Origin of the sequence: Pseudonocardia abyssalis (genome assembly GCF_019263705.2) — a bacterium.
GTDB lineage: Bacteria > Actinomycetota > Actinomycetes > Mycobacteriales > Pseudonocardiaceae > Pseudonocardia > Pseudonocardia abyssalis.
Genome location: NZ_JADQDK010000001.1, coordinates 5,158,194 through 5,180,400, shown reverse-complemented (window position 1 = coordinate 5,180,400; position 22,207 = coordinate 5,158,194). Strand labels below are relative to the sequence as shown.

Here is a 22,207-nt window from a genome sequence, read left to right as displayed (position 1 = left end):
CGGTGCACGGGGCGCGGTCGTCCGCCCCTCGGACCCGGCCGGGCTCAGCCGCGGCCGTTCCTGTTCCAGAACTGGTGCGTCAGGCCGCTCGACGAGGCGATCGACTCGACGGTGAAGCGGTCCTCGACACCGCTCACCCCCTCCCACAGGGACACACCCCGGCCGAGGGTGACGGGCACGACCACGAGGTGCATGAAGTCGACCAGGTCGGCCTCGAGGAACTGGCGGACCGTCGAGGGGCCACCGCCGAGGCGGACGTCCCGCCCGCCGGCGGCCTCCCGGGCCAGGGCGAGCACCTCGTGCGGCGACCCCTCGACGAAGCGGAAGCTCGTCCCGTCGGGAAGGTCGATCGGCGGACGGGGGTGGTGCGTCATGACGAACACCGGGGTACGGAAAGGCGTCTCGTCGCCCCACCACCCCCGCCATCCGTCGTCGGACCACTCGCCGACCTGCGGCCCGAACTTGCGCCGCCCCATGATCTCGGCGCCGATCCCCTGACCCCACAGGGTGGTCAGGGCGCGGTCCAGCGTGACGGGGGCATCCACGGCGTCCATGCCGTGGATGAACCGCCCGTCGAACCCCGCGAAGAGCCGTTCGGCGCCGCCGATCGGGGCGTCGAGGGTCACGTGCTCACCGGCGGCATAGCCGTCGAGCGAGATGTTCAGGTTGTGCACCCGGGTCCGGGGCATGAGGGCTCCTCGCGATCGTCGGAACGGTGTGTCACGAGGATCGACCGCGGAGGACGGCGGAACTCATCGCCGCCCGCTCCGTGGACGACGAAGGCCCAGCTCGGCGGTGACGCCTCTGAGCTGGGCCTTCGTGTCTGAGCGGATGACGGGAATCGAACCCGCGTATTCAGCTTGGGAACCAGCGGCGCGGCTGCCGCCGCGGACCTTGACCTGCGATAGCGGGTGGCTGGCAGCGACCGTGATTGACCGCTGCTCGCCGGGGCTTGTTGCTGGGTTTCGCTGCGAACGCTCACACGCCTTCGAGCTCTGCCGACGCCCGTACGACGGCGGTCCCGAGCGTCTTGCCTGGTCCACCACTCCCCCATGGAGCGAGTCGGACGTACATGAACGGCGGCAATCGAGACTACGAATGAGACTGCCTGCGGTCCGGACCCGCCCTCCGGCGGCCGGACCGTTCCCAGTCGCTGGACTGCGCCAAAGCCCTGGAGATATCTAGGAATCCCTCTAGAGCCTTGCAGAGCTACCTCAAAAGGGGCTAGAGTTACCTCAACGGAGGGCCGCGGGCTGCTCCACCAAGCGCAGGAGCAGCAATGATCGACATCACCGTGAAGGTCCCCGAAGACCGAGTTCCGGAGTTCTACTCGATGTACGGGACTTGGCTCAACAGCCCGGCACCCGTCGAACCGCTGGTCGACTTGCAGTCGCAGGGCGACGCCGGACACTTGCCGTGGACCGACGCCGACGCCGACCTGGCGGCCATCGTCTGGGACAAGCTCAGCGACACGGCCAAGGGCCTGTTCTCCGCCCTCATCGACAACCCCGAGCAGCGCTTCAGCGGAGACGAGCTGTCCGAGATGCTCAGGATCCCCAACGGCAAGCACGGTGTCGCCGGTGTGCTCGCATGGCCGGGTCGTCACTGTGCCGCGGTCAACCGGACGTGGCCCTGGTCGTGGAGCAGCTACCTGCAGGAGGGAACGCCGGGCTACTGGTTCACCCCCGATGTGGCGCAGCTCTTCCGCGACGCACGGGACCGCTGAGCCCTTCGCGTCTCACGACAAGTGGTGATCTCCTCGCGGCGCGGGTTCATCCCTGCCGGGCCGCCGGTCTGGCCGCCTCTGGCGCGCCGTGAGGAGATCACCGCCGCACCGCAACTCCCCCGATCTCTGAGCGGTGCCGGGTCCGGCCGGGCAGCGCCCGGGTACCTCGTCGTCGGTCGTGCTGATGATCGGGCTCTGGGATGAGGTCGCGTCTATCGGTGGGAGCGGGGGGGGTAGACCGAGTTCGTCGAGCCGGCGGAGGACGCGCTGGTCTTCACCGGCGTGCAGGGGAGGGCGCTGCGCCGTGGCGCATGGAGTCAGCGCGTGAAGTGGCCCGAGCTCGTGACGAAGATGCGCCTGCCCGGCGTGCACTTCCACGACCTCCGGCACGCTGGAACATCTGGGCGTCGAAGGCCGGCGTGTCGACCGAGGACCTGATGTCCCGGACCACGACGACATGCGGGCCGCGCTGATCTACCAGCGCGCGACGAGCGACGCCGACCGCCCATCGCGGATCGGCTGTCGTCACTCATCGACGAGCACCGCGACCGCGAGGAGGACCCGGACGATGACGACGGCCCGGTGGGTGCTCTGGTCCCCGTTGCCTAGTTGCTGGGCTGTTGCTGTGGACGCGAGTACCCCGTCAACGACGAAGGCCCAGCTCGGAGGGAAACACCCTCTGAGCTGGGCCTTCATGTCTGAGCGGATGACGGGAATCGAACCCGCGTATTCAGCTTGGGAAGCTGATGTTCTACCATTGAACTACATCCGCACTGCGTGATCCGAGCCTAGCAGCTCACCCTGAGCGAGGACAGTTGCGCATCCAGTACCACCAACCGGGTGGTATGAGCTCCGGATGCCTCGCCAGGTGGGATCCCCACTCGACGGGCCGTGCCGCTTCGGTTCACACTGACGGGGCCCCGTAAGGCCAGCTCCCCCGGCCGAGAAGGACCCGAGCATGACCCAGATCGAACCACCCCTGGGCTCGCTCCCGGATCAGGACCATGACCACGATGTCCTGTTGATCGCCGGTAGCCGCCCCGAGGTCGCCCGCCTGGCCCCCGTGGCCACGGCGTTCAACGATGCCGCCCGCATCCGTGCGCTCACCATCGCCACGGGTGTCGACCCGATGAGCGTGCACGAGGCGTTCGAGGCCCTCGGGGTACCCGCCGACGTCACGCTGCTGCTGCGGGAGGCCCCCGGTACGCACCCGGCGGCGGTCGGCGCGATGCTCATGACCCGGATCGACGAGCTGCTCGTCGATCTCGACCCGTCCGCGGTGATGGTCTACGGCGGTGGGATGACGGCCGCGATGGCCGCCCAGGTCGCGTTCTGGCGCCAGATCCCGGTCGTGCACCTGCAGGCGGGTGTGGCCAGCGACGACCTGCTGTGCCCCTTCCCGCAGGAGGCCAACCGGCGCATCATCGGCCAGCTCGCCTCGCTGTTCCTCACCACCGGCGGCGCGGCGCTGGGCAGCCCGATCGGGCCCAACGCGATCCCCGTCGGCGACACGATGGCCGCCAACCCGCAGCCGGCCGACCTGCGGTTCGCCCGCCTGGTCCGACGCGTCCGCGCGGGCGACTCGAAGCTGGTGCTGGTCGGTCTCGACCGGCCCGACTCCCTCGGCGTGCTCGCCGGCCTGCCGAATCTCCTCGACCGCGAGTCCGACGTCGAGATCGTCGTCTACGGCGAGCTCGCGGCCCACGGTGCCGCCGCCCCGATCGCCCAGCACGACCGGGCCATCGCGGTGCGCGCGCTCCCGCTGGCGGAGCTGGTCGGGCTCATCGCCGCGGCCACGGTGCTCGTCTCCGACGATCCCGAGCTCGTCACCGACGCCCCGGGGCTCGGCACGCCCGCGGTGCTGGTCGACGGCCCGCACGTGGCGCAGCCGGGCGACTCGATACGGAGCATCCTGAGCCCGCGCGTGATGACCACGGTGCGGCAGGTGCTGGCCGTGTCGCCCAAGCACGAGGTGGAGCCGTCCGACGGCAAGGAGGCGGAGCGCGTCGAACAGTCCGTCGCCTGGATGTTCGGGCTCACGCCGTCGCCCGTGCTCACCGAGCCGGTGGTGCCGGAGCAGGCGGCCGCGGAGCCGGTCGTCGACAGCGAGGACGCCGACGAGCCGTCGAACACCGAGGCCTAGTCTGGCGTCGTGCTCCTGTCCGACGGTGATCTGCTGAAGGAACTCGACGGCGGCCGACTGGTCCTCGATCCGTGGGACCGGGCGATGCTGCAGCCCTCGAGCATCGACGTGCGCCTCGACCGCTTCTTCCGGGTGTTCCAGAACTCGCGGTACACCCACATCGACCCGGCGGAGCAGCAGGACGAGCTCACCTCCGCCGTGGAGCCCGACGGCGACGAGCCGTTCGTGCTGCACCCCGGCGAGTTCGTGCTCGGGTCGACCTTCGAGGCCGTGACCCTGCCCGACGACCTGGCGGGGCGCCTCGAGGGGAAGAGTTCCCTGGGCCGCCTCGGCCTGCTGACGCACTCCACCGCCGGGTTCATCGACCCGGGCTTCTCCGGGCACATCACGCTGGAGCTGTCGAACGTCGCGAACCTGCCGATCACACTGTGGCCGGGGATGAAGATCGGCCAGCTGTGCCTGTTCCGGCTGTCCAGCCCGGCGCAGCGCCCCTACGGCAGCGACGGCGTCGGGTCCCGCTACCAGGGGCAGCGCGGTCCGACGCCGTCGCGGGCGCACCTCAACTTCCACCGGGTCGACACCCGGCGCTGACACCTCAGACGCGCGGGTCCCAGCGGAACCGGCGCTGGGCCAGCACGGCGAACGCCACCGTCCAGCCGATCAGGCTGACGACGCCGGGCAGCGCCGCGGGCAGTCCGAGCAGGCCCGGGGCCCAGGTGCCGCCGGTGAACGCGAGCTGGGTGAGCAGCCCGATCGGGGCGCCGGGCACCAGCACCAGCGCCTGCCACCACGAGTCGACCGGCAGGATCGGCACCACGAACGCCGCGGCGAACATGAGGAAGAACAGCGGCAGCGTGGTGATCTGCGCGCGCTCCGGCGTCGGCGTGACGATCGACGTCGCGAAGCCGGCGGTGACGCACACCGCGAGCCCTCCGACGACGGCGAGCGCCAGCGGCACGACGTCGGCCGGGAACGGCGCCCCGAGGAGCGTGTTGATGATCGCGTAGAGCACCAGGTGCACCAGCGCGATCGCGACGGCCGGACCCGTGGTGGCGATCAGCACGCCGGCGTCGGACAGGCTGCTCGTGCGCATCCGCTTGAGCACCCGTGTCTGCCGCCGCGCCACCACGGTCTGCGTGATCGTGATGTAGACGCCCATCGTGAACGTCAGCACCAGCTGCAGCGCCGCGATCGTCGCCCAGATCCCCGGCCCGCTCTCGGAGCCCGCGTCGAAGGTGAAGGCGAAGAACACGCCGAACGCGATCGGCAGGAACAACGACGAGATCGCGGCCGTCCGGTTGCGCAGCAGCAGCCGCACCTCGGCGGCGCCCAGCGCGAGGACCCGCGAGGCGTTGCTCCCGGGGGTGGTGACCGGGGTGGGGGCGGCGGTGGTCATGGCTGCTCCGATCCGGTGCGCACAGCGTGGTAGATGTCGGCGAGCGAGGCGGGTGCCGCCCGCAGGTCGGACAGCCGAACCCCTCGATCGGCCGCCCAGGTCAGGAACGCGGTGAGGTCGCCCTGCAGGTCCTCGGTGCGGACGCGGACGCGGTCACCGTCGCGCTCGACCGTCCCGCCGACGACCGGCAGCTCCCCCACGTCACCGGGCAGCGTCGCGGAGAAGCCCGACGGCTGCGCCGCGACGATCCCGGCGAGCGACCCCGCCACCGCGACCCGCCCCTCGTGCATGATCGCGACCCGGTCGGCCAGCGCCTCGGCCTCCTCCAGGTAGTGCGTGGTGAGCACGACCGTGCGCCCGGCGTCCTGCAACTCCTGGATCGCGTCCCAGGTACGGCGGCGCGACTCCGGGTCCAGCCCGGTCGTCGGCTCGTCGAGGATCACCAGCTCCGGGGATCCCCACACCGCCATCGCGAGGTCGAGCCGCCGCTTCTCCCCACCCGAGAGCTTGTTGACGCCGACGTCGCGCCGGGCCGTCAGCTCGAAGCGCTCCATCAGGCGTTCGGGACGGTCCGGCCGCTCGACGAGCCGCTGCCACAGCTGCAGCGTCTCCAGCACCGTCAGCTCGTCGACGAACCCGCCCTCCTGCAGCTGGACACCCATCCGCGGTTGGAGCGCGGCGCGGTCGACCGCGGGGTCGAGACCGAGCACCGACACCGTGCCGCCGGTACGCGAGCCGAAGCCCTCCAGCACCTCGAGCGTGGTGGTCTTGCCCGCTCCGTTCGTGCCGAGCAGGGCGAAGATCTCGCCGCGGCGGACGTCGAGGTCGATGCCGCGGACGGCGTCGAAGTCGCCGTAGCTGACGCGGAGGTCCCGCACCGAGATCGCGGTGTCCTGATCCGCCGCCCGCGGGACGGCCGCGGGTCCGGTGGTCGTCTGTGTCATGAGAGCAAGGGTGCCGACCGCGGAGGGTGCCGCAGTAGTCGCGACGGTCACCACCAGGCATGACAGCTGTCATCGACCGCGACGACGACGGAGATCGCTCGGCTACGGTTGCCGCGTGGACACCTCGCCGCCCGGTTTCGAGGAGCGCCGCGTGCGCTCGGCCCGCCGGTTCGGGCGCATCGGCCTGGTGAGCACGCTGCTCTACCTCGCGCTGGTGCCGATCCCCCTGTTCCTCGACGCGGTCCGGCCCGAGTTCGTGGTGATCATGATCGTGCTCTACGTCGCCGGGTTCGGCCTGCACCTGTGGCGGATCCGTGAGCTCATGCGGTCGCTCGGCCGCCCGGCCTCGCTCTGGTTCACGATCTCCGCGTCGGTGGTCGGGCTCGCCGTCACCATCGTCGGGCTGGGCAGCGGCGCGCTCGGGTTCACCTGGTCCCTGCTCGGCGGGGTGCTGCTCGGCGACATCGTCGGGGGCCGTCGGGCGCGGGTCACGCTCCTCTGGGTGACCGCGGCCGCCGTGCTGACGGCCGTACTCGGCTACTGGACGACCGGCCTGATCTACCCGCTCGACCCGGACTCGCAGGCCTTCCGCTGGTTCACCGTGGGCCTCGCCGTCACCTACGTCGCCGGCATGTGGATCCTCGACGTCGAGCGGCTGTGGTGGCTCAAGGCCGTGATCGACATCGACGGGTCGCGCCGCACCGCCGCCGAGCTCGCCACCGCCCGCGAGCGGCTGCGCCTGGCCGACGACCTGCACGACATCCTCGGGCACGCGCTCGAGGTCGTCGCGTTCAAGAGCGAGCTGGCCGCGCGCCACCCCGACCACGAGCGCGCCCGCGCGGAGATGGTGGAGGTGCAGCGGGTGGCCAGGGAGTCGCTGACGGAGGTGCGCGCGCTGGTCCGCGACACCCGCACGATCGACCTCGTCACCGAGCTCGTCGGGGCCCGCGCCGTGCTGGACTCCTCCGGGATCGCCCTCGTCGTCCGCGGCGACCCCGAGACCGTCGGACCGACCGCCCGCAACGTGCTGGGCCGGGTGCTGAGAGAGGCGATGACCAACGTGCTGCGCCACGCGGAGCCCAGCCACTGCTCCATCGAGATCGACGTGAGCGGTGGCGACGCGCGGCTCGTCGTCGTCAACGACGGAGCCCTGCCCACCGACGCGGCCGACCCCGGCACCGGCCTGGCCGCACTGGAGCGCCACCTCGCCGAGCACGCGGGCCACCTCGACGCCGGGCTCACGCCCGAGGGCACGTTCCGGCTCGACGCATCCCTCCCCGTGGGGGTTCGGTGACTGCCATCCGCGTCGTCCTCGCCGACGACGAGTCGCTGACGCGCGGCGCGGTCGGCGCGCTGCTCGGGCTGGAGTCCGACCTGGAGATCGTCGGGGAGGCGGGCACCGGCGACGAGGCCGTCGTCGCGATCCGGGAGCACCGGCCCGATGTCGCCGTGCTCGACGTCGAGATGCCCGGCCGCGACGGGGCCGAGGTCGCTCAGTGGGTCGCCGCCAACGAGCCCGGCACGCGCTGCATCATCCTGACCCGGCACGCCCGGCCCGGGGTCCTGCGACGCGCGCTCGCCGCCGGCGCGGCCGGGTTCGTCACGAAGAGCGCGCCCGCCACGCTGCTCGCCGACGTCATCCGCCGCGTGCACCGCGGCGGCCGCTACGTCGACCCGGACCTCGCGATGACCGCGCTGATGACGGAGGACTGCCCGCTGACCGACCGCGAGCTCGACGTCCTGCGTCACGTCGCCCCGTCCGGTACCGCCGCCGACATCGCCGAGCGCGTGCACCTCTCGCCGGGCACGGTCCGCAACTACCTGTCCTCGGCGATGCACAAGCTCGGGGCGGGCAACCGCTCGGAGGCGGTCGAGCGCGCCCGCGACCACGGCTGGTTGTAGCCGGGACCCAGTAGGGTCGGCGATCGATGGACGAGCCGCGCGCACCCGGGGGGCCACCCGTCCCGTGGAACCCCGCCCCTCCGCCCGCCCCGTGGACCGGCGACGTCCCGCCGCCGCCCCCGCCGTCGCGCGGCGAGATCCTGTGGAAGCGGCTCACCCGTACCCCCTACGGCACCGCGGCGCTGGGCATCGGCGCCACGGCGGTACTCCTGACGCCGTTCTCGGGGTGGTCGCCCTGGCCGTGGCTGGCCGGGATCGCGGTGCTGGTGCTGCTGGCCCTGCTCCGCGTCGACCGGTTGCTGGGCCGCTGGGTGTGGCCGCTGGGCGGACTCGTCGTCGTCGCCGGGTTGATGCTGTCGACCACCCCGTGGGCATGGGTGCTCGCCGCGAGCATCGGCGTGCTCGTCGCGGGGGTGCTGCGGCTGCCGCGGTGGCGGCTCGCCGCCGTCGGGGCGGTGCTGTGCGTCGTCAGCGGGGGGGCGTACGCGTTCGTGAGCGCGCAGGACGCCCGGCAGGCTGCGCAGGCGCAGGCCCGGACACAGGAGGAGAGCAAGGGTTTGCAGGGCGTCCCGGCCCCGACCCGGCTGCTCCCGGTGCTGCTCAACCGCCTGGCCTACGGCGACCGGCCCGGGGCCCCGGGGGCGGTGTGCGACAACCTGCTCGCCGAGGCCGCCCGCGCCGCCTTCGTGGCGTCCGTGCGGGCCCCCGACTGCGTCACCGCGGTGCAGGCCGTGACCGCCGGGGTCACCGATCGCAACTCCTACGCCGACGCCGAGGCCCCGACCCAGGAGCAGGGCGACGGCCTCGTCGTCGACGCGTGCGAACTGACCTGGGACGCCGGGGTCGCCGGACCCCAGATCGGGGTGCTCACGGTGGGCCGCGAGCCGACCGGCCAGAGCTACGTCGTCACCGGCTTCACCCCCTGCGGGGCACCGACGGGCTGATCACCTCGGGACGACGACGGCGGGGCCGACCGGAGAAGTCCGGACCGGCCCCGCCGTGGTCGTCGCGTCAGCTCTGCGAGTCGCCCTCGGCCGGCTCCTTCTCCTGCGCGGGCGCGGTGGCGGCGCCGTCGGTGGAGTGACCGTTCGTGGAGGCGTCGCCGCGCTTGACCGCGGTGAGCAGCATCTGCGAGACGTCCTGCACCTGCATGCCCTCGCCGGAACCCTCGCCCTGCTTCTGGGTGAGACCGTCGGACAGCATGGTCTTGCAGAACGGGCAACCGACCGCGATGGTGCCGCTCACGGCGCCGTCACCACCGGCGACGGGGGTGTCGGAGTTCGCGCCGCGGGCGTTGAGGGCGGCCTCGCCCGGCGTCGCCGCACCGGAGAGCGTGGCGATGGCCTCCTCGGTGCGGTTGACGTTCACCCGCTGCCCGATCCGCTCCTCCATCCACATCTGCGCGCCACCGGCCCCACAGCACATGGACCGGTCTGCGTGCCGCGGCATCTCGGTGATGGTCGCGACCGCACCGACGAGCTCGCGCGGCTCCTCGTAGATCTCGTTGTGCCGGCCCAGGTAGCACGGGTCGTGGTAGGTGACCGGGGCCAGCTTGTCCTCGGCCGGGGCCGCGACCGGGACGAGCTTGCCCTCGCGCACGAGCTTGTTGAGCAGCTGCGTGTGGTGGACGACCTCGTAGTGCCCGTCGAGCTGCGGGTACTCCCGGCCCAGGGTGTTGAGGCAGTGCGGGCAGGTCGTGACGATCTTGCGGGTGCCCGCCTCGCGGCCCTCGAACACCGCGTTGAGGACCTCGACGTTCTGCTGGGCCAGCATCTGGAACAGGAACTCGTTGCCCGAGCGCCGCGCCGGGTCACCGGTGCAGGTCTCCTCCGGGCCGAGGACCGTGTAGGTCACCCCGGCGCGGTGCAGCAGCTCCGCGGTGGCCTGCACGGTCTTCTTCGCGCCGTCGTCGAACGCGCCGGCGCAGCCGATCCAGAACAGGTACTCCGTCTCCGGGGCCAGCTCTCCGTCGAAGACGTTGACGGTGAAGCCGAGCTTCTTCGTCCAGTCCAGGCGCTCCTTGGCGTTCTGGCCCCAGGGGTTGCCCTTGTTCTCCAGGTTCTTGAACAGCGTGCCGAGCTCGGAGGGGAACTCCGACTCGATCAGGACCTGGTTGCGGCGCATGTCGACGATGTGGTCGACGTGCTCGATGTCGACGGGGCACTGCTCGACGCACGCCCCGCAGGTGGTGCACGCCCACAGGACGTCGGGGTCGATGACCCCGCCCTGCTCCGCGGTGCCGACGAGCGGGCGCGCGGCCTGCTCGGGGCCGGAGCCGGTGATCCGCTCGTAGCCGGACTCGGGGACGCCGTGCCCGGGGTGCGCGGTGAGACCGGCGGAGAAGTCGATCGAGCCCTCGGCGGGCATCTCCTTGCCGCCGATCATGTACGGCGCCTTCGCGTTCATGTGGTCGCGCAGGTCCATGATCAGGATCTTCGGCGAGAGCGGCTTGCCGGTGTTCCACGCCGGGCACTGCGACTGACAGCGACCGCACTCGGTGCAGGTCGCGAAGTCGAGCATGCCCTTCCAGGTGAAGTCCTCGATCTTCCCGCGGCCGAACGTGTCGTCCTCGCCCGGGTCCTCGAAGTCGATCGGCTTGCCGTCGGACTCCATGACCTGCAGCGGGCCCAGCGCCTTCGGGAAGCGCTTGGCCGAGACGTTGATCGGCGCGGTGAAGATGTGCAGGTGCTTGCTGTAGGCGATGATCACCGTGAAGACCAGCATCACGCCGATGTGCAGCAGCAGGCCGACGGACTCGATGATCTCCAGCGTCGGCTCGGGCACCCCGGCGAACAGGGTGCCCAGCCCGATCGACGCCCAGGCGCCGGAGGTGTAGGGCAGGTAGCCCAGTGCGGACGCGGCGGCGCGGTAGAGGAACAGCGTCCACAGGACGTTGAAGATCATGAACAGGATCAGCCACGCGCCACCGGTGTGACTGCCGTAGAAGCGGGAGTCCCGCGCGCGACGCTCGGGGGCGTTGCGCACGCGGATCACCGCGAACACGCCCAGGGAGATCATCGCGAGCACGGCGATGGTGTCCTGCAGGAACCCGAGCACGGGCCACGTGCCGATCAGCGGGATCGCGAAGTCCGGCACGAACAGCGCGCCGTAGGCCTCGAGATACACCGTGATCAGGATGACGAACGCGTAGAAGGTGAACAGGTGCGCCAGGCCGGGCACCGACCACTTCAGCAGCTTGCGCTGACCGAAGACCTCCACGAACTGCGCGCGGACCCGCTGGCCCAGCCCTTCGGCGCGGTCGTTGTCCGGCTGACCCGACGAGATCAGCTTGTAGATCCAGAGCGCCCGGCGGCCCGAGACCGCAATGGCGATCACGGTCATCGCCAGGCCGATGATCAGTCTCACGAGCACGGGTGGTTCCTCCCAGGACAGGTCCGCGAGTGGTGGATCGCGGACCGATGCGCAGCAGACTAGCCCGCCGCCACCTGCTCCGACGGCGTCCGGACCGCGCATGAACTTACCCGTCGGTAACAGACACCGCGGGCGCGGCACGGGTGAGAAGGTTCGCACGACGGGCTCGTGCACCGGATCGGACGCGCCGACACGCATCGGACGCGAAGCATCGGCGGTACCGCCGAACGGCGGGCGACCGCGACGCGCCCGGTCGCCCGCCGTGAGATCCGTGTGTGCGCCCGCGAACGGCCCGCGCCCGGACGGGCCGTAACCGCGCGTGCACCCTAGGATTGTCCGGTGACTCGTGTTTCACTCGGTGCCGGGCTCTGCCGGACGGCACCGCCCGCCCGCACTGGGACGTGCACGCCCCACGAACGGGAGGAGTCGCCGTGATCGATCCAGAACTGTTCGCGCTCGCGCAGGGCGGAGTGGGCACCGGTGGACTGCAGACCTGGATCCAGGAGAACGTCGTTCCCCTGGTACTCCTCGGCATCGCCGTCATCCTGCTGTGGATCGGTGGCCGCGGCGACAACGCGGGCGTCGCCCGGCGGAGCGTCGGTCTGATCATCGGACTGGTGGCGCTCGGCATCGCCGTGTCGGGGAACGGTCCGCAGATCGGCAGTTTCCTGGCCAGCCTCCTCACCGGGTGACGGGCGTGCTCGTCCGCACCGACGACGAGGTGTACCGGGTCGACTCGGTCTGGCTCGGCCCGCCGCGCGCCACCTTCCCCTGGCGCGCCCGCTACGTCTCCTACGGCGTCGGCCTGCTCGTGATGATCCTGGTGATGTTCGTCCAGCGGCGCCTGGGCATCGGGCTCGACTTCTTCTCCGTCGCCTGGTCCCTGGTGATCACGGTGGTCGCCACGCGCTTCCTCGGGCAGCGCATCGACTACGAGCGCCCGCTCGGCCAGGTCGTCGCACTCTTCGGCCACGAGGTGCGCGGGCCCCGGGCCAGCACCGCGACGGCCGGGGGTGCCGTGCGCTCCGGGCACGTCCGCACCGGCCCGCCCGTCGCACCGGCCCGCCGCAGGGGGGGGCGCCGGCGTGGCACGACGTGACGAGAACGGCGCCGCCGAGGGGAAGCCGCGCCGCCGGCGCGGGCGATCGCTGGCCGGGGAGTCCGGGCTGCCGAACTACACCCCCGAGATCGCACTGCGCTCGATCGACGGCCACCTGACGCGCACCGGCACCCAGGTCATGGCCTGGTACCGGCTCGCCGCGCAGGCCTGGAGCTTCCGCAGCGACTCGCAGCGCGAGGTGCTGATCCGTCAGATCGCCGCGCAGCTCGGCGAGCTGCAGGGCCGCTGGCTGCATCTGCGCGTCACGACGCGGCCCTACCCGGTGCACATGTGGGCGGAGTCGTTCGACAACAACGCGCTGGGCCGCATGCCCGACGTCGCGGGCGCGCTCGGCTGGGACGGGTTCCTGGAGGGCGAGCAGCGCCACCTCATGGGCCTGAGCATGAGCGACAAGGAGGTGTTCCTCGGCATCGAGGTCTCCGGTCGCGGGATGCTCGACCGCTGGGTCGACGCCGCCGCCCCCGTGCTGGAGCGGATCGCACCGGCCGCGGTGCGGGCCGAGCTGGCCGCGCTCGACTCCGAGGTCGCCCACATCGACGAGCTGGTCGCCGGCAGCGGCCTCGACGCCGTCCCCGCCCGCCCCGACGACGTCGCCTGGCTCATGCAGCGCTCCTGCGCCCTCGGCCTGCCCGCGCCGCGGACGCTGTCGGTCGTGCCCGGCGGGGTGTCGCGGTGGGAGACCGAGGACCTCGCGGGCTTCACCGACGGCGTCGACATGTACCAGGAGCCGTACGCGCCGACCGTCAAGGTGATCGGGCGGATCCGGTCGCAGACGGTGCAGCGCAACGTCGCCGTGCTCTCCGTCGGGCTGATGGAAGGGCTGCGCATCCCCGAGATCGACGACCCGTGGATGCAGCACAGCGACCGCCTCCCGTTCCCGGTGGAGTGGTCGGCACGGATCTACGTCCGGCGCCCGGAGGAGGTCGCGGGCGAGCTGCAGCGGCAGATGGGCAAGGTCCGCAGCCAGATCCGGCACTACACCCACGACCACGACCTCGACCCCCCGATGTCGCTGGCCCGCCAGGCCGACCGGGTGCTGGAGGTCGAGGACGAGCTGACCACCGGGCTGACCCAGCTCAACACCCGCCTCTACGGCTGGTGGCGGGTCGCGGTGTCCGGCAAGGACGAGGCCGAGGCCGTCAGCCGCGCGCAGCAGGTGCTCGACGTGTACCGGCCCAAGGTGCAGATGGAGCACCCGGAGGCGCAGTACAAGTACGCGCGCGAGTTCATCCCCGGTGAGCCGCTGGCGTCCACCGCGTACCGGCGGCGCGGCTCGGTCACCTGGGCGGCCGCGGCCGTCCCCGCGGCCACGGCGTCCGTCGGCGACCGCCGCGGCATCATGATCGGCGAGACCTGCACCGCCACCCGACGGCCCGTGGCCTGGGACCCGTGGCTCGCGCAGGAGGTGCGCCGGGCGTCCGGGCTCACCGCCGTCGTCGGCGGGCTGGGATCGGGCAAGTCGTTCCTGACCGGGCTGATCGTCTACAAGACACTGCGGTCCGGGGCCACGTGGACGGTGCTCGACCCGTCCGGACCCCTCGCCGAGCTGACGAAGCTGCCGGAGCTGGCGCCGTTCTCGCGGCACATCAACCTGCTACGCGCCGACCCGGGCATCCTCAACCCGTACCGCGTCGTCGCCGAGCCGCGCCAGGACCACTTCGTCGACGAGGAGGACCCCGAGCGGGCGTGGCGCCGCGAGCGATCACTGGCCGCGGCCACCCGCAGGCGTCTCGTGCTCGACGTCCTCACCGGCCTGCTGCCCTACGACATCTCGCGGATGCCGCACACCCGGATCGTGTTGCTGCGCGCCGTGCGCGAGGTGGGTGGCGCGAACGACCGCCACCCCGGGCTCGTCATCGACGCCCTGCGCCGCCACGCCCGCGACGGCGAGGAGCACGCCGGGGTCGTCGCCGACTTCCTGGAGGAGCGCCGCGAGCTGCCGCAGGCCGCACTGCTGTTCCCCGACACCACCCGCGACGACCCGTGGCACGCCGACCGCGACTACCGGCTCACGGTGCTGACGATGCAGGGCATGACGCTGCCCCGCCCGGGCAGCCCGCGCGAGGAGTGGACCGACGGGGAGTCGCTGGCCGTCGAGCTGCTCAACCTCGCGTCCTGGCTCACCCAACGCACCATCTACGAGGCCGACCGCAACCTGCGCAAGGGCGTGGCGCTCGACGAGACGCACTTCCTCTCGCAGGTGCCCACCGGCAAGGTCCTCATCGACCGCCTCGCCCGCGACTCCCGCAAGTTCAACGTGCGCGCGCTGTTCGCCTCGCAGCTCGCCGGCGACCTGCTGCGGGTGTCGGGCTTCGCGTCGCTGGTCAACGCCGTGTTCGTGGGCCGCACCGACGACGGCGAGGCCCAGGACGAGGCACTGCGCCTGCTCAAGGTGCCCACCGGCGTCGGCTACGAGCAGATGCTCGGCACGCTCTCGCCGCGCCCGCGCCACGACGACCGTCCCGACGACACGCCGCGGCAGTTCGTCTTCGCCGACGGTCACGGCGGCGTCGAGAAGATCCGCATCGACCTCGAGGGCCCGCACCTGGAGCACGTGCGCGCCGCGCTCGACACCAACCCCGACGCCAGCCGCGTCTCCGCGCGCGGGGTGCCCGTCGCGCCGACCACCGCGCCCGCCGCGGTGCGCGCTCCCGACGAGCCGCCCCCGCCCGTCACGCTGGTGGCGGGGCCCGGTTTCGCCGACGACGACGCGTACTCCGACGGTGACGTGCTCTCCGACGACGACGTCCTCGACGACTTCGCCCCGCACCTGCCGCCCGTCCTCCCCGCCGGCGCCGAACTGCTCGACGACGAGGAGCTCGACCTCGTCGACGACCTCGACGGCAGCCCCGCCGGGGACGACCGGGCGCCGCACACGAACGGCAACGGCCACGACCGGGCGCGCTCGGCCGGGGAGGCCGTCAGGTGATGGGGGCACCGGCAGGCGTGCTGCCGGTGGGGTTGGTGATCCTGGCCGCCCTGCTGGTCGCGGCCCATCGACGGCGCAGACGCGAGCGGCCCGACCGGCCGCGGTCGCGTCGCGCGGCCCTGCTGGTGGTCACCGCACTCGTCGGTGGTTCGGTGCTGATCGGCACGCCGGCGATGGCGCAGCCGTTCGACTGCAAGGAGTCGCCCGAGCCCGACCGGCCCGGCACCGGGCTCGTCGGCTCGCTCGACCCCCCGGTCTACGGCGTCGGCGAGCCGGGCAGCGTCTACGACGAGGTCGGCTACGCCGGGCTGCTCTGGCACAACTACGACCTCGGCTGTGCGGGCTCCGCGGTGTTCAACCCGGCCAGCACCACCGACACGTGGCTCGGCAACCAGGCGTTCAACGTCGCCAAGTTCACCGTCGGCGGCGTCAACTGGTCGCACTACCTGATCGCCGACGGCGGGGAGCTGCTCTCCCCCCTCGACGACCTCATCACGACGGGCACCACCGCGATGTACGACGCGGTGTTCTCCACGTTCATCGGGCCCGTCCTCGCGGTGCTCGCCGTGATCCTGCTGATGCTCGCCCTGCGCGGCGACCTCGCGCAGCAGGCCCGGCGCGGGGCGTTCGCGGTGGCGGCGCTCGTCATCGGGTCGGCGGCGTACCTCACCCCGATCGACTGGGCCAAGGCCGCCGACGGTCTGCTGCTCGACGGCGTCACGTCGATGCAGGAGGGGTTCCTCGACCAGGTCGGGCTGGGCAACCGCGACACGCTGCCGACCGTGCTGGTCGACAACGTGATCTACCAGAACTGGCTGCGCGGCGAGTTCGGCGCACCCGACGTGCCGCAGGCCCAGGAGCTGGGCCGCGACCTGCTGCGCGCGCAGACCTTCACCAAGGCCGAGATCGCCGAGGGCCGCGACACCCTGGAGCTCGCCGAGCAGAAGAAGGCCGACTTCGCCGCGATCGGCGAGCAGATGGGCGACCGCTACCCCTACTTCACCGGCGAGGCGGGCAGCCGCACCGGCGCCGGGATCCTCGCCGTCGTGCAGGCGATCTGCATCGCGCTGTTCCAGCTGCTGTCCAAGGTGCTCGTGCTCGTCGCGATGCTGATCCTGCGCCTGATGGTGATGACCGCGCCCGCGATCGCCGTCGTCGCGGTGCTCAAGCCCGACATCCTGCCCGCGTTGCTGCGCGTCGGCGGGGCGGCGATCGTCAACACGCTGGTCGTGGGCGCGCTCGCGGGGCTGCACGCACTGCTGGTCGTCTCGCTGTTCCGGCCCGGTTCGGGGATCGACCTGTGGCTCGCGCTGCTCGTCACCGGCGTCGTCACGGTGGTGCTGTGGGCCGTCGCGCGGCCGTTCCGGCGGCTGGTGTCGATGGTCTCGCTCACCCGTGAGCAGTTCGGCGGGATCGTGCCGGGCGCCGGTTCCGGGCCGATGTCGCGGGTCTGGCAGCGGATGCGCGGCGGTCCGGAGGACGACCGCCAGTCGCGCTGGTGGGACGAGCGTCGCGGCGCCGCGGCCGGGGCCACCGTCGGTGGCGGCAGCCGCCCCGAGGCCGAGGCGCCGATGCGCGTGCGGGCCACCGCCGAGCGAGTCGGGCGGCCCCGTACCGAGATCGAGATCCCGTCCACGCCCACGCTCGTGCCCGGCGCGCGGCGCCCGGCGCTGCCGTCGGGTGGCGGCGGGGTCGGGGGCTCGGGGGCGTCACCTCGCTGGTCGGAGCCCGGAGAGGTCGACGACCGCACGATCTACCGCAGGCCCGACTCCTCGCCGATGCGCCCGGGGGCCGCCCGCCCGGTGCAGGCCGAGATCGTCGACGGCGTACCCGTCTACCGCATCTACCGCCCGCCGACGCGCGGCTACTCCGGCCCCGTCTACGACCGGACCGGCGGCGGCCGTGCCGATTAGGTCCCCGCGCGGCCGCGTTGCGGCCTACCGGGCGTTGTGGCAGTGGCCGCTGCGATCCCCCGCCCGGCTCGCGGTCTCCGGGGTGGCGGCCCTCGCCGTGGTGCTGGGCATCAGCACGGCGCTCACCGCGATCAACCCTCCCGAACCGGCGCCCGCCGGCGTCACGACGACGGGCACGAACGCCACCGCTCCCGGCAGCACCCGGTCGACCCGCGCGCCGGGCACCCCGGTCCCGACCGCGCTGCCCCCGGTCTCCGAGCTCGCCCCCACCTCGCTGCCCGTCTCCAGCGCCCCCGCGGCCGCCCTGCAGGCCGCCGCGAGCTGGTCGGCCGCGTGGATCCGCCCACCCGACGGCACCCCCGCGGACCGGTGGATCGAGGGCCTGCGCCCGTTCACCACCGAGGAGTACCTCGGCGTGCTCGCCACCGTCGACCCGGGCGCGGTGCCGGCCACCGTCGTCACCGGGCCGGCGCGGGCGGTGCGGGTCGCCGCGAGCTCCGTCGACGTGGAGGTCCCCACCGACGCCCTGACACTGCTCGTCCTCGTGGTGCGCACCGAGGCGGGCGACTGGCGGGTCTCCGGCTACGACCGGGCGGCCTGACGTGCGCCTGCTGCGGCCGGTGCGCCTGCTCGTCCCGGCGGTCGCGGTGTTCGCCGCACTCGGTCTGGTGCTGGTCGTCAGCCTGATCGCGTTCACCGTCAACGGCGGCGGGGCCCGGTCGACGACCCAGACCGGATCCTGCGACGCCGGGCTGCGCGGCGGCGTGACGCTCGCGGGCGGGGCGGGCGGCACCACGGCGGCCACCCTGTCCGACGAGCAGCGCACCAACGCCGCCACGATCATCGGCGTCGCCCGGGGGATGGGCGCCCCGCCGCGGGCCTGGCTGGTGGCGCTGGCCACGGCGATGCAGGAGTCGACGCTGCGCAACATCGACTACGGCGACCGGGACTCCCTCGGACTGTTCCAGCAGCGCCCGTCGCAGGGGTGGGGGAGCCCGGCCCAGGTCACCGACCCGATCTACAGCACGACGATCTTCATCGAGCGGCTGCTCGAGGTGCCGGGCTGGGACACGATGCCGGTCACCGTCGCCGCGCAGACCGTGCAGCGCTCCGCGTTCCCCAACGCCTACGCGAAGTGGGAGAACCTGGCCGCGGAGCTGGTGCAGGGACTCGCCGACGTGGCCGACCCGATCGGCTGCCGGCCCACCGCCGTGCTCGCCGACGGCGTGGCCGGCACCGCGATCTCCTTCGCCCTCGCCGAGGTCGGCTCGCCCTACCTGTGGGGCGGCAACGGGCCCGACCGCTGGGACTGCTCCGGGCTGCTCGTCGCCGCGTTCCGCGAGGCCGGGATCACGCTGCCGCGGGTCTCGCGCGACCAGTACAACGCGGGCGGGCATCTCCCCGTCCGCGAGATGCAGCCCGGTGACCTGCTGTTCTACGCCACCGACCGCAACGACCCCCGGACCATCCACCACGTCGCCATGTACATCGGCGACGACCAGATGGTCGAGGCCCCGTACACCGGCGAGTTCGTCCGCGTGCGGCCCGTGCCGTGGGACTACGAGGAGCTCGTCCCCCTCGCCACGCGCCCGGGAACCGCCCCGAACCGAGCCTGATCAGCGCACCCAGCTGTGCTCGATCTCGATCCCCACCGACCCCGGCGCGGAGGTGGGGGCGGCGCCACCCAGGAGCTGCCGCAGACCGGGGCCGAGGTCGCGCTCCATGAACGTCTCGGCGTGCTCGCGGGAGTCCCAGACGGCGACGATGCACAGCTTGCCGTCCACCGTGCCGGCGTAGCGGGCGGCGAGGCCCTCCGGGTCGGGCAGGATCTCGGTCATCAACCGGTCGAGGTTCTCGATCGAGCCGGCGGGCGAGTCGTCGACGACGGTGACGTAGGACATGGCGGCCTCCTGGCTGCTCCGCGGCCGGTGGACCCGGCCGTCACGCAGGACGCTAGGAGCGCAGCGGCGGCGCGACATGAGCCGCATCACTCACCGTGGTGCTCATCCGCGGCGAGGCCCAGGCCGCGATCTGGCTGCGCGAGGTGAAGCCCAGCTTGGTGAGGATGTGCGCGACGTGGTTGCCCGCCGTGCGCTCGGAGATCACCAGCCGCTGGGCGATCCCGCGGTTGGACAGCCCCTCGGCCACGAGCGCGGCGACCTCGGCCTCCCGCGCGGACAGCCCGCCGTCGCCGGGGCCGAGCCGCCGCAGCAGCTCCGCGCTCGGACCGGCGAACGCCGCCATCCCGAGCGCCCGCACCAGCCGGTCGCTCTCGGTGGCGAGGCGCCGGGCCCGGTCCCGGTCGCCGGGACCGGCCCGCGCGACCAGCGCCCGGGCCAGGTGGTGGCCCGACTCGGCGAGGAACGCGGGCACGCCGGCCCGGTCGCACGCCCGGACGGCGACGTCGAGATCGGCCACGGCGTCGTCGAGCCGGCCCCGGGCGAGCGCCCCGATGCCGAGCGTCACCTCGGCCGGCCCGCAGTAGCTCACGCCGCTCCCGACGACGTGCTCCCCGCGGAACGCCTCCAGCGCGGCCAGCGCGGCGTCCCGCTCCTCCCGCCGGTCCAGCTCGATCGCCACCAGCGCGGCCAGCACCGAGCCGGGCGCGACGAAGAACACCGGCCACGACCACGCCTCGGGCGGCCCGGCCTGGCGGAACTGGACGGCGGCCTCCTCGGCGTGGCCGGCGCGCAGCAGGAGGTAGGCCCGCGAGACCCGGCCCATCGTCCGGAACCGCGGCGGCGGCTCCACCCAGGTCCGGGCGAACGCGAGCCCGTCTGCGGAGCTCCCCACGTGCCGGGCCAGGGCCCAGTGCGTGCCCAGGAACACCCCGGTGGCCGACGACGGTTCGATCCGCCGCATCCGCTCGTACCCGCGGGCCGCCGCCTCCGCCGCCTCGGCGAAGCGCCCACGGGCCTGCGCCACGCACGCGGCGACCCGGTCCAGGTGCCAGGGACCAGCCGGTCCGCCGACGCGCTCCACGTCGGCGGCGAGCGCCCCCAGCTCGTCCTCGGCCGCGGTCAGCGCCCCGTCCTCGACGAGCGCGTCGATCCGCCACAGCCGGCCCCACATCGCCGCCCGGGCGTCACCGGTCACCGCCAGCATCTCGGCGGCCAGCGCGAGGCGCTCCGGCCGTCCGGCGGGCCCGGGGCAGGCGTCGTGCCGAGCGCGCAGGGCTGCGACCAGCGCCCCGTCGTCGCCGGTGCCGCGGGCCAGCTCGACGGCCGCGGCCGCCGCCGCGCGCGTCAACTCGTGGTCGCCCGCGTAGAAGGCGAGCTGGCTGCGCCGGGCGAGCAGCCGGGCCCGCAGGGCCGGGTCACCGGGCTCGCCCACGGCGCGCAGCGCCTCGCCGCCGAGCCGGTCCAGCACTGCGGTGATCGCCGGGTCCGGCACCGGCTCCACCACGAGCGCGGCCTCGGCGAGCAGGTCCGGCCGGCCGGCCTGCCGCGCGAGGTCCCCCGCGGCGACGGCGGCGGCCAGCGCCCCGTCCAGGTCACCGGCCAGGGCGCAGGCCCGCCCGAGGTCGAGCCGGGTGCGGCACGGCCCGTCGGCGTCGGGCCAGGCGTCGGGGACGGCCAGCGCCGCCCGGTAGAGCCGCACCGCCTCCTCCGGGGCGAGCCGCCGCACCGACGCCGCGGCCGCGCGCAGCGCCCATCGGCGGGCCCGCTCTCCCTCGCCGTAGGGCGCCAGCGCGAGGCGGTGCCAGGCCAGCTCGGCGAGGTGCTCGTCCAGCTCGCCCGCCCAGTGCGCCTCCAGGGCGTCGGCCGCCGCGCGGTGCAGGGCCAGCAGCTCACCGGTCGGGACCGAGGCGCGGACGGCGTCCCGGGTCAGTGCGTGGGCGAACCGCAGCTCGCCCGCCCCGCTACGGGCGAGCAGCCCGGCGGCGACGGCCGCGTCGGCCGGCCCGGGGACGTCCGCCACCGCGACACCGAGGACGTCGGCCACGACCGCGGGTGCGAACCGCCTGCCGAGCACGGCGCCCGCCTGCAGCAGCCGCCGGACCTCGGGCGCCAGCCGGTCGACCCGGGCCCGGACCGCGTCGCGGACGGTCCGCGGCGCGGCGCCCGGCATCCAGGTCCCGTCCAGGACCGAGCGGGCGACCTCGCGCACGAAGAACGGGTTGCCGCCGGTGGCGTCGTGCACGTCGGTGGCGGGGACGCCGGTGGCGCCGAGGGCGTCCAGCTGCCGGCGGACGTCGTCCGGGCCCAGGCCACCCAGCTCGACCAGCTCGGCGTCCGGGGCGCGCTGCAGGTCCGCGAGGGCGGCCGGTCCGGTGTCGCGAACCGTGGCGACCAGCAACAACGACACTCCCGGCGCCTGGTCGGCGAGCCGCTGCAGCACCAGCACGGACGATTCGTCGGCCCAGTGCAGGTCGTCGACGACCACGAGCAGCGGCCGCGCGGCGGCCAGCACCGCGGCGGCCACCGCGTCGACGGCGTGGAAGCGGTCCTGCGGCGAGTCCGGACCGGCCGCGGGAGCGGTCACGGACACCCCGAGCGCGCGCAGCACCTGCTGCCACGGCCAGAACGGCGGGGCACCCTCGGTGTCGACGCAGTGCCCCCACGCGACGGCCACACCGTCCCGGGCGAGCTCCTGCGCGAGGCGGGTCTTGCCGATGCCCGCCTCGCCCCGGACCAGCACCAACCGCCCGTGGCCCGCGACCGCGCCGTCGAGCCAGCCGCGCAGGGCGGCCAGCTCGCGGTCGCGGCCCGGCAGTCCTGCGGTCATCCGTCCAGCATGGCGCACCGGGCCCCGGCGCGGG

18 protein-coding genes and 1 tRNA gene are annotated in these 22,207 nt (G+C 73.4%); 12 read left to right on the top strand and 7 right to left on the bottom strand.

The genetic code is table 11. From position 1 onward, the window contains the following. Positions 1-44 precede the first annotated feature (44 nt). Entirely contained in the window at positions 45-689 is a 645-nt protein-coding gene (locus I4I81_RS25420; protein WP_218603550.1) for a dihydrofolate reductase family protein, read from the bottom strand. A 590-nt stretch (positions 690-1,279) separates the two neighbouring features. Here I4I81_RS25420 and I4I81_RS25415 point away from each other — a divergent pair. Then, positions 1,280-1,726: a DUF6416 domain-containing protein gene (locus tag I4I81_RS25415; protein ID WP_218603549.1), complete on the top strand. Its 447-nt coding sequence runs from the start codon at positions 1,280-1,282 to the stop codon at positions 1,724-1,726. A 701-nt stretch (positions 1,727-2,427) separates the two neighbouring features. Here I4I81_RS25415 and I4I81_RS25410 read toward each other — a convergent pair. Further along, a tRNA-Gly gene (locus I4I81_RS25410) sits at positions 2,428-2,498 on the bottom strand. A 186-nt stretch (positions 2,499-2,684) separates the two neighbouring features. Here I4I81_RS25410 and I4I81_RS25405 point away from each other — a divergent pair. Further along, a complete protein-coding gene (locus I4I81_RS25405; protein WP_218603548.1) occupies positions 2,685-3,869 on the top strand; it encodes a UDP-N-acetylglucosamine 2-epimerase in 1,185 nt (394 codons plus the stop codon). A gap of 9 nt (positions 3,870-3,878) precedes the next feature. Further along, the gene (dcd, locus tag I4I81_RS25400; RefSeq protein WP_218603547.1) at positions 3,879-4,460 is read left to right on the top strand and encodes a dCTP deaminase; all 582 of its coding nucleotides are present in this window, start codon (positions 3,879-3,881) and stop codon (positions 4,458-4,460) included. 4 nt (positions 4,461-4,464) lie between these two features. Here the strand turns inward: dcd and I4I81_RS25395 are convergent, their stop codons facing one another. Together I4I81_RS25395 and I4I81_RS25390 are read right to left on the bottom strand one after the other, a co-directional pair. Continuing rightward, positions 4,465-5,265, bottom strand: coding sequence for an ABC transporter permease (locus I4I81_RS25395; RefSeq protein ID WP_218616387.1), 801 nt, complete (start codon positions 5,263-5,265; stop codon positions 4,465-4,467). Next, complete coding sequence (locus tag I4I81_RS25390; RefSeq protein WP_218616386.1) at positions 5,262-6,209, bottom strand: ABC transporter ATP-binding protein; 948 nt, start codon at positions 6,207-6,209, stop codon at positions 5,262-5,264. The genes I4I81_RS25395 and I4I81_RS25390 overlap by 4 nt, the downstream gene beginning before the upstream one ends. A gap of 115 nt (positions 6,210-6,324) precedes the next feature. On the opposite strand from I4I81_RS25390, the gene I4I81_RS25385 reads away from it, so the two are divergent. Genes I4I81_RS25385 through I4I81_RS25375 form a run of 3 tightly spaced genes read left to right on the top strand, consistent with a single transcriptional unit; the run spans position 6,325 to position 9,055 of the window. Beyond that, positions 6,325-7,503 (top strand): histidine kinase, encoded by a 1,179-nt coding sequence (locus I4I81_RS25385; RefSeq protein WP_218606186.1) that lies wholly within the window; start codon positions 6,325-6,327, stop codon positions 7,501-7,503. Beyond that, positions 7,500-8,111: a response regulator transcription factor gene (locus tag I4I81_RS25380; protein ID WP_226363569.1), complete on the top strand. Its 612-nt coding sequence runs from the start codon at positions 7,500-7,502 to the stop codon at positions 8,109-8,111. The genes I4I81_RS25385 and I4I81_RS25380 overlap by 4 nt, the downstream gene beginning before the upstream one ends. A gap of 26 nt (positions 8,112-8,137) precedes the next feature. Beyond that, positions 8,138-9,055, top strand: coding sequence for a hypothetical protein (locus I4I81_RS25375; RefSeq protein ID WP_218616385.1), 918 nt, complete (start codon positions 8,138-8,140; stop codon positions 9,053-9,055). Between the two features lie 67 nt (positions 9,056-9,122). Here I4I81_RS25375 and I4I81_RS25370 read toward each other — a convergent pair whose 3' ends face one another. After that, complete coding sequence (locus I4I81_RS25370; RefSeq protein ID WP_218604628.1) at positions 9,123-11,483, bottom strand: (Fe-S)-binding protein; 2,361 nt, start codon at positions 11,481-11,483, stop codon at positions 9,123-9,125. A gap of 431 nt (positions 11,484-11,914) precedes the next feature. Between I4I81_RS25370 and I4I81_RS25365 the strand changes: the two genes are divergently transcribed. Genes I4I81_RS25365 through I4I81_RS25340 form a run of 6 tightly spaced genes read left to right on the top strand, consistent with a single transcriptional unit; the run spans position 11,915 to position 19,061 of the window. Next, positions 11,915-12,175, top strand: coding sequence for a hypothetical protein (locus tag I4I81_RS25365; RefSeq protein WP_185720919.1), 261 nt, complete (start codon positions 11,915-11,917; stop codon positions 12,173-12,175). Further along, complete coding sequence (locus tag I4I81_RS25360) at positions 12,172-12,582, top strand: hypothetical protein (protein ID WP_218604629.1); 411 nt, start codon at positions 12,172-12,174, stop codon at positions 12,580-12,582. The genes I4I81_RS25365 and I4I81_RS25360 overlap by 4 nt, the downstream gene beginning before the upstream one ends. After that, on the top strand, positions 12,569-15,532 hold the full coding sequence (locus tag I4I81_RS25355; RefSeq protein ID WP_218604630.1) for an ATP-binding protein: 2,964 nt from the start codon (positions 12,569-12,571) through the stop codon (positions 15,530-15,532). Before I4I81_RS25360 ends, I4I81_RS25355 begins: the two co-directional genes overlap by 14 nt. Further along, on the top strand, positions 15,532-17,445 hold the full coding sequence (locus I4I81_RS25350; protein WP_218616384.1) for a hypothetical protein: 1,914 nt from the start codon (positions 15,532-15,534) through the stop codon (positions 17,443-17,445). Before I4I81_RS25355 ends, I4I81_RS25350 begins: the two co-directional genes overlap by 1 nt. Next, positions 17,435-18,046 (top strand): hypothetical protein, encoded by a 612-nt coding sequence (locus tag I4I81_RS25345; protein WP_218616383.1) that lies wholly within the window; start codon positions 17,435-17,437, stop codon positions 18,044-18,046. The genes I4I81_RS25350 and I4I81_RS25345 overlap by 11 nt, the downstream gene beginning before the upstream one ends. Before the next feature lie 10 nt (positions 18,047-18,056). Continuing rightward, positions 18,057-19,061 (top strand): C40 family peptidase, encoded by a 1,005-nt coding sequence (locus I4I81_RS25340; RefSeq protein ID WP_443690159.1) that lies wholly within the window; start codon positions 18,057-18,059, stop codon positions 19,059-19,061. On the opposite strand, the gene I4I81_RS25335 is transcribed toward I4I81_RS25340, so the two are convergent. Together I4I81_RS25335 and I4I81_RS25330 are read right to left on the bottom strand one after the other, a co-directional pair. Then, the gene (locus I4I81_RS25335; protein WP_218605730.1) at positions 19,062-19,346 is read right to left on the bottom strand and encodes a hypothetical protein; all 285 of its coding nucleotides are present in this window, start codon (positions 19,344-19,346) and stop codon (positions 19,062-19,064) included. Between the two features lie 52 nt (positions 19,347-19,398). Continuing rightward, complete coding sequence (locus tag I4I81_RS25330; RefSeq protein ID WP_218605731.1) at positions 19,399-22,173, bottom strand: ATP-binding protein; 2,775 nt, start codon at positions 22,171-22,173, stop codon at positions 19,399-19,401. Between the last annotated feature and the right edge of the window lie 34 nt (positions 22,174-22,207).

Excerpts from the sequence above, each read along its gene's own strand:
- I4I81_RS25420 (WP_218603550.1), bottom strand. The coding sequence starts at position 689 with ATGCCCCGGACCCGGGTGCACAACCTGAACATCTCGCTCGACGGCTAT.
- I4I81_RS25415 (WP_218603549.1), top strand. The coding sequence starts at position 1,280 with ATGATCGACATCACCGTGAAGGTCCCCGAAGACCGAGTTCCGGAGTTC.
- I4I81_RS25405 (WP_218603548.1), top strand. The coding sequence starts at position 2,685 with ATGACCCAGATCGAACCACCCCTGGGCTCGCTCCCGGATCAGGACCAT.
- I4I81_RS25395 (WP_218616387.1), bottom strand. The coding sequence starts at position 5,265 with ATGACCACCGCCGCCCCCACCCCGGTCACCACCCCCGGGAGCAACGCC.
- I4I81_RS25390 (WP_218616386.1), bottom strand. The coding sequence starts at position 6,209 with ATGACACAGACGACCACCGGACCCGCGGCCGTCCCGCGGGCGGCGGAT.
- I4I81_RS25375 (WP_218616385.1), top strand. The coding sequence starts at position 8,138 with ATGGACGAGCCGCGCGCACCCGGGGGGCCACCCGTCCCGTGGAACCCC.
- I4I81_RS25350 (WP_218616384.1), top strand. The coding sequence starts at position 15,532 with ATGGGGGCACCGGCAGGCGTGCTGCCGGTGGGGTTGGTGATCCTGGCC.
- I4I81_RS25335 (WP_218605730.1), bottom strand. The coding sequence starts at position 19,346 with ATGTCCTACGTCACCGTCGTCGACGACTCGCCCGCCGGCTCGATCGAG.
- I4I81_RS25330 (WP_218605731.1), bottom strand. The coding sequence starts at position 22,173 with ATGACCGCAGGACTGCCGGGCCGCGACCGCGAGCTGGCCGCCCTGCGC.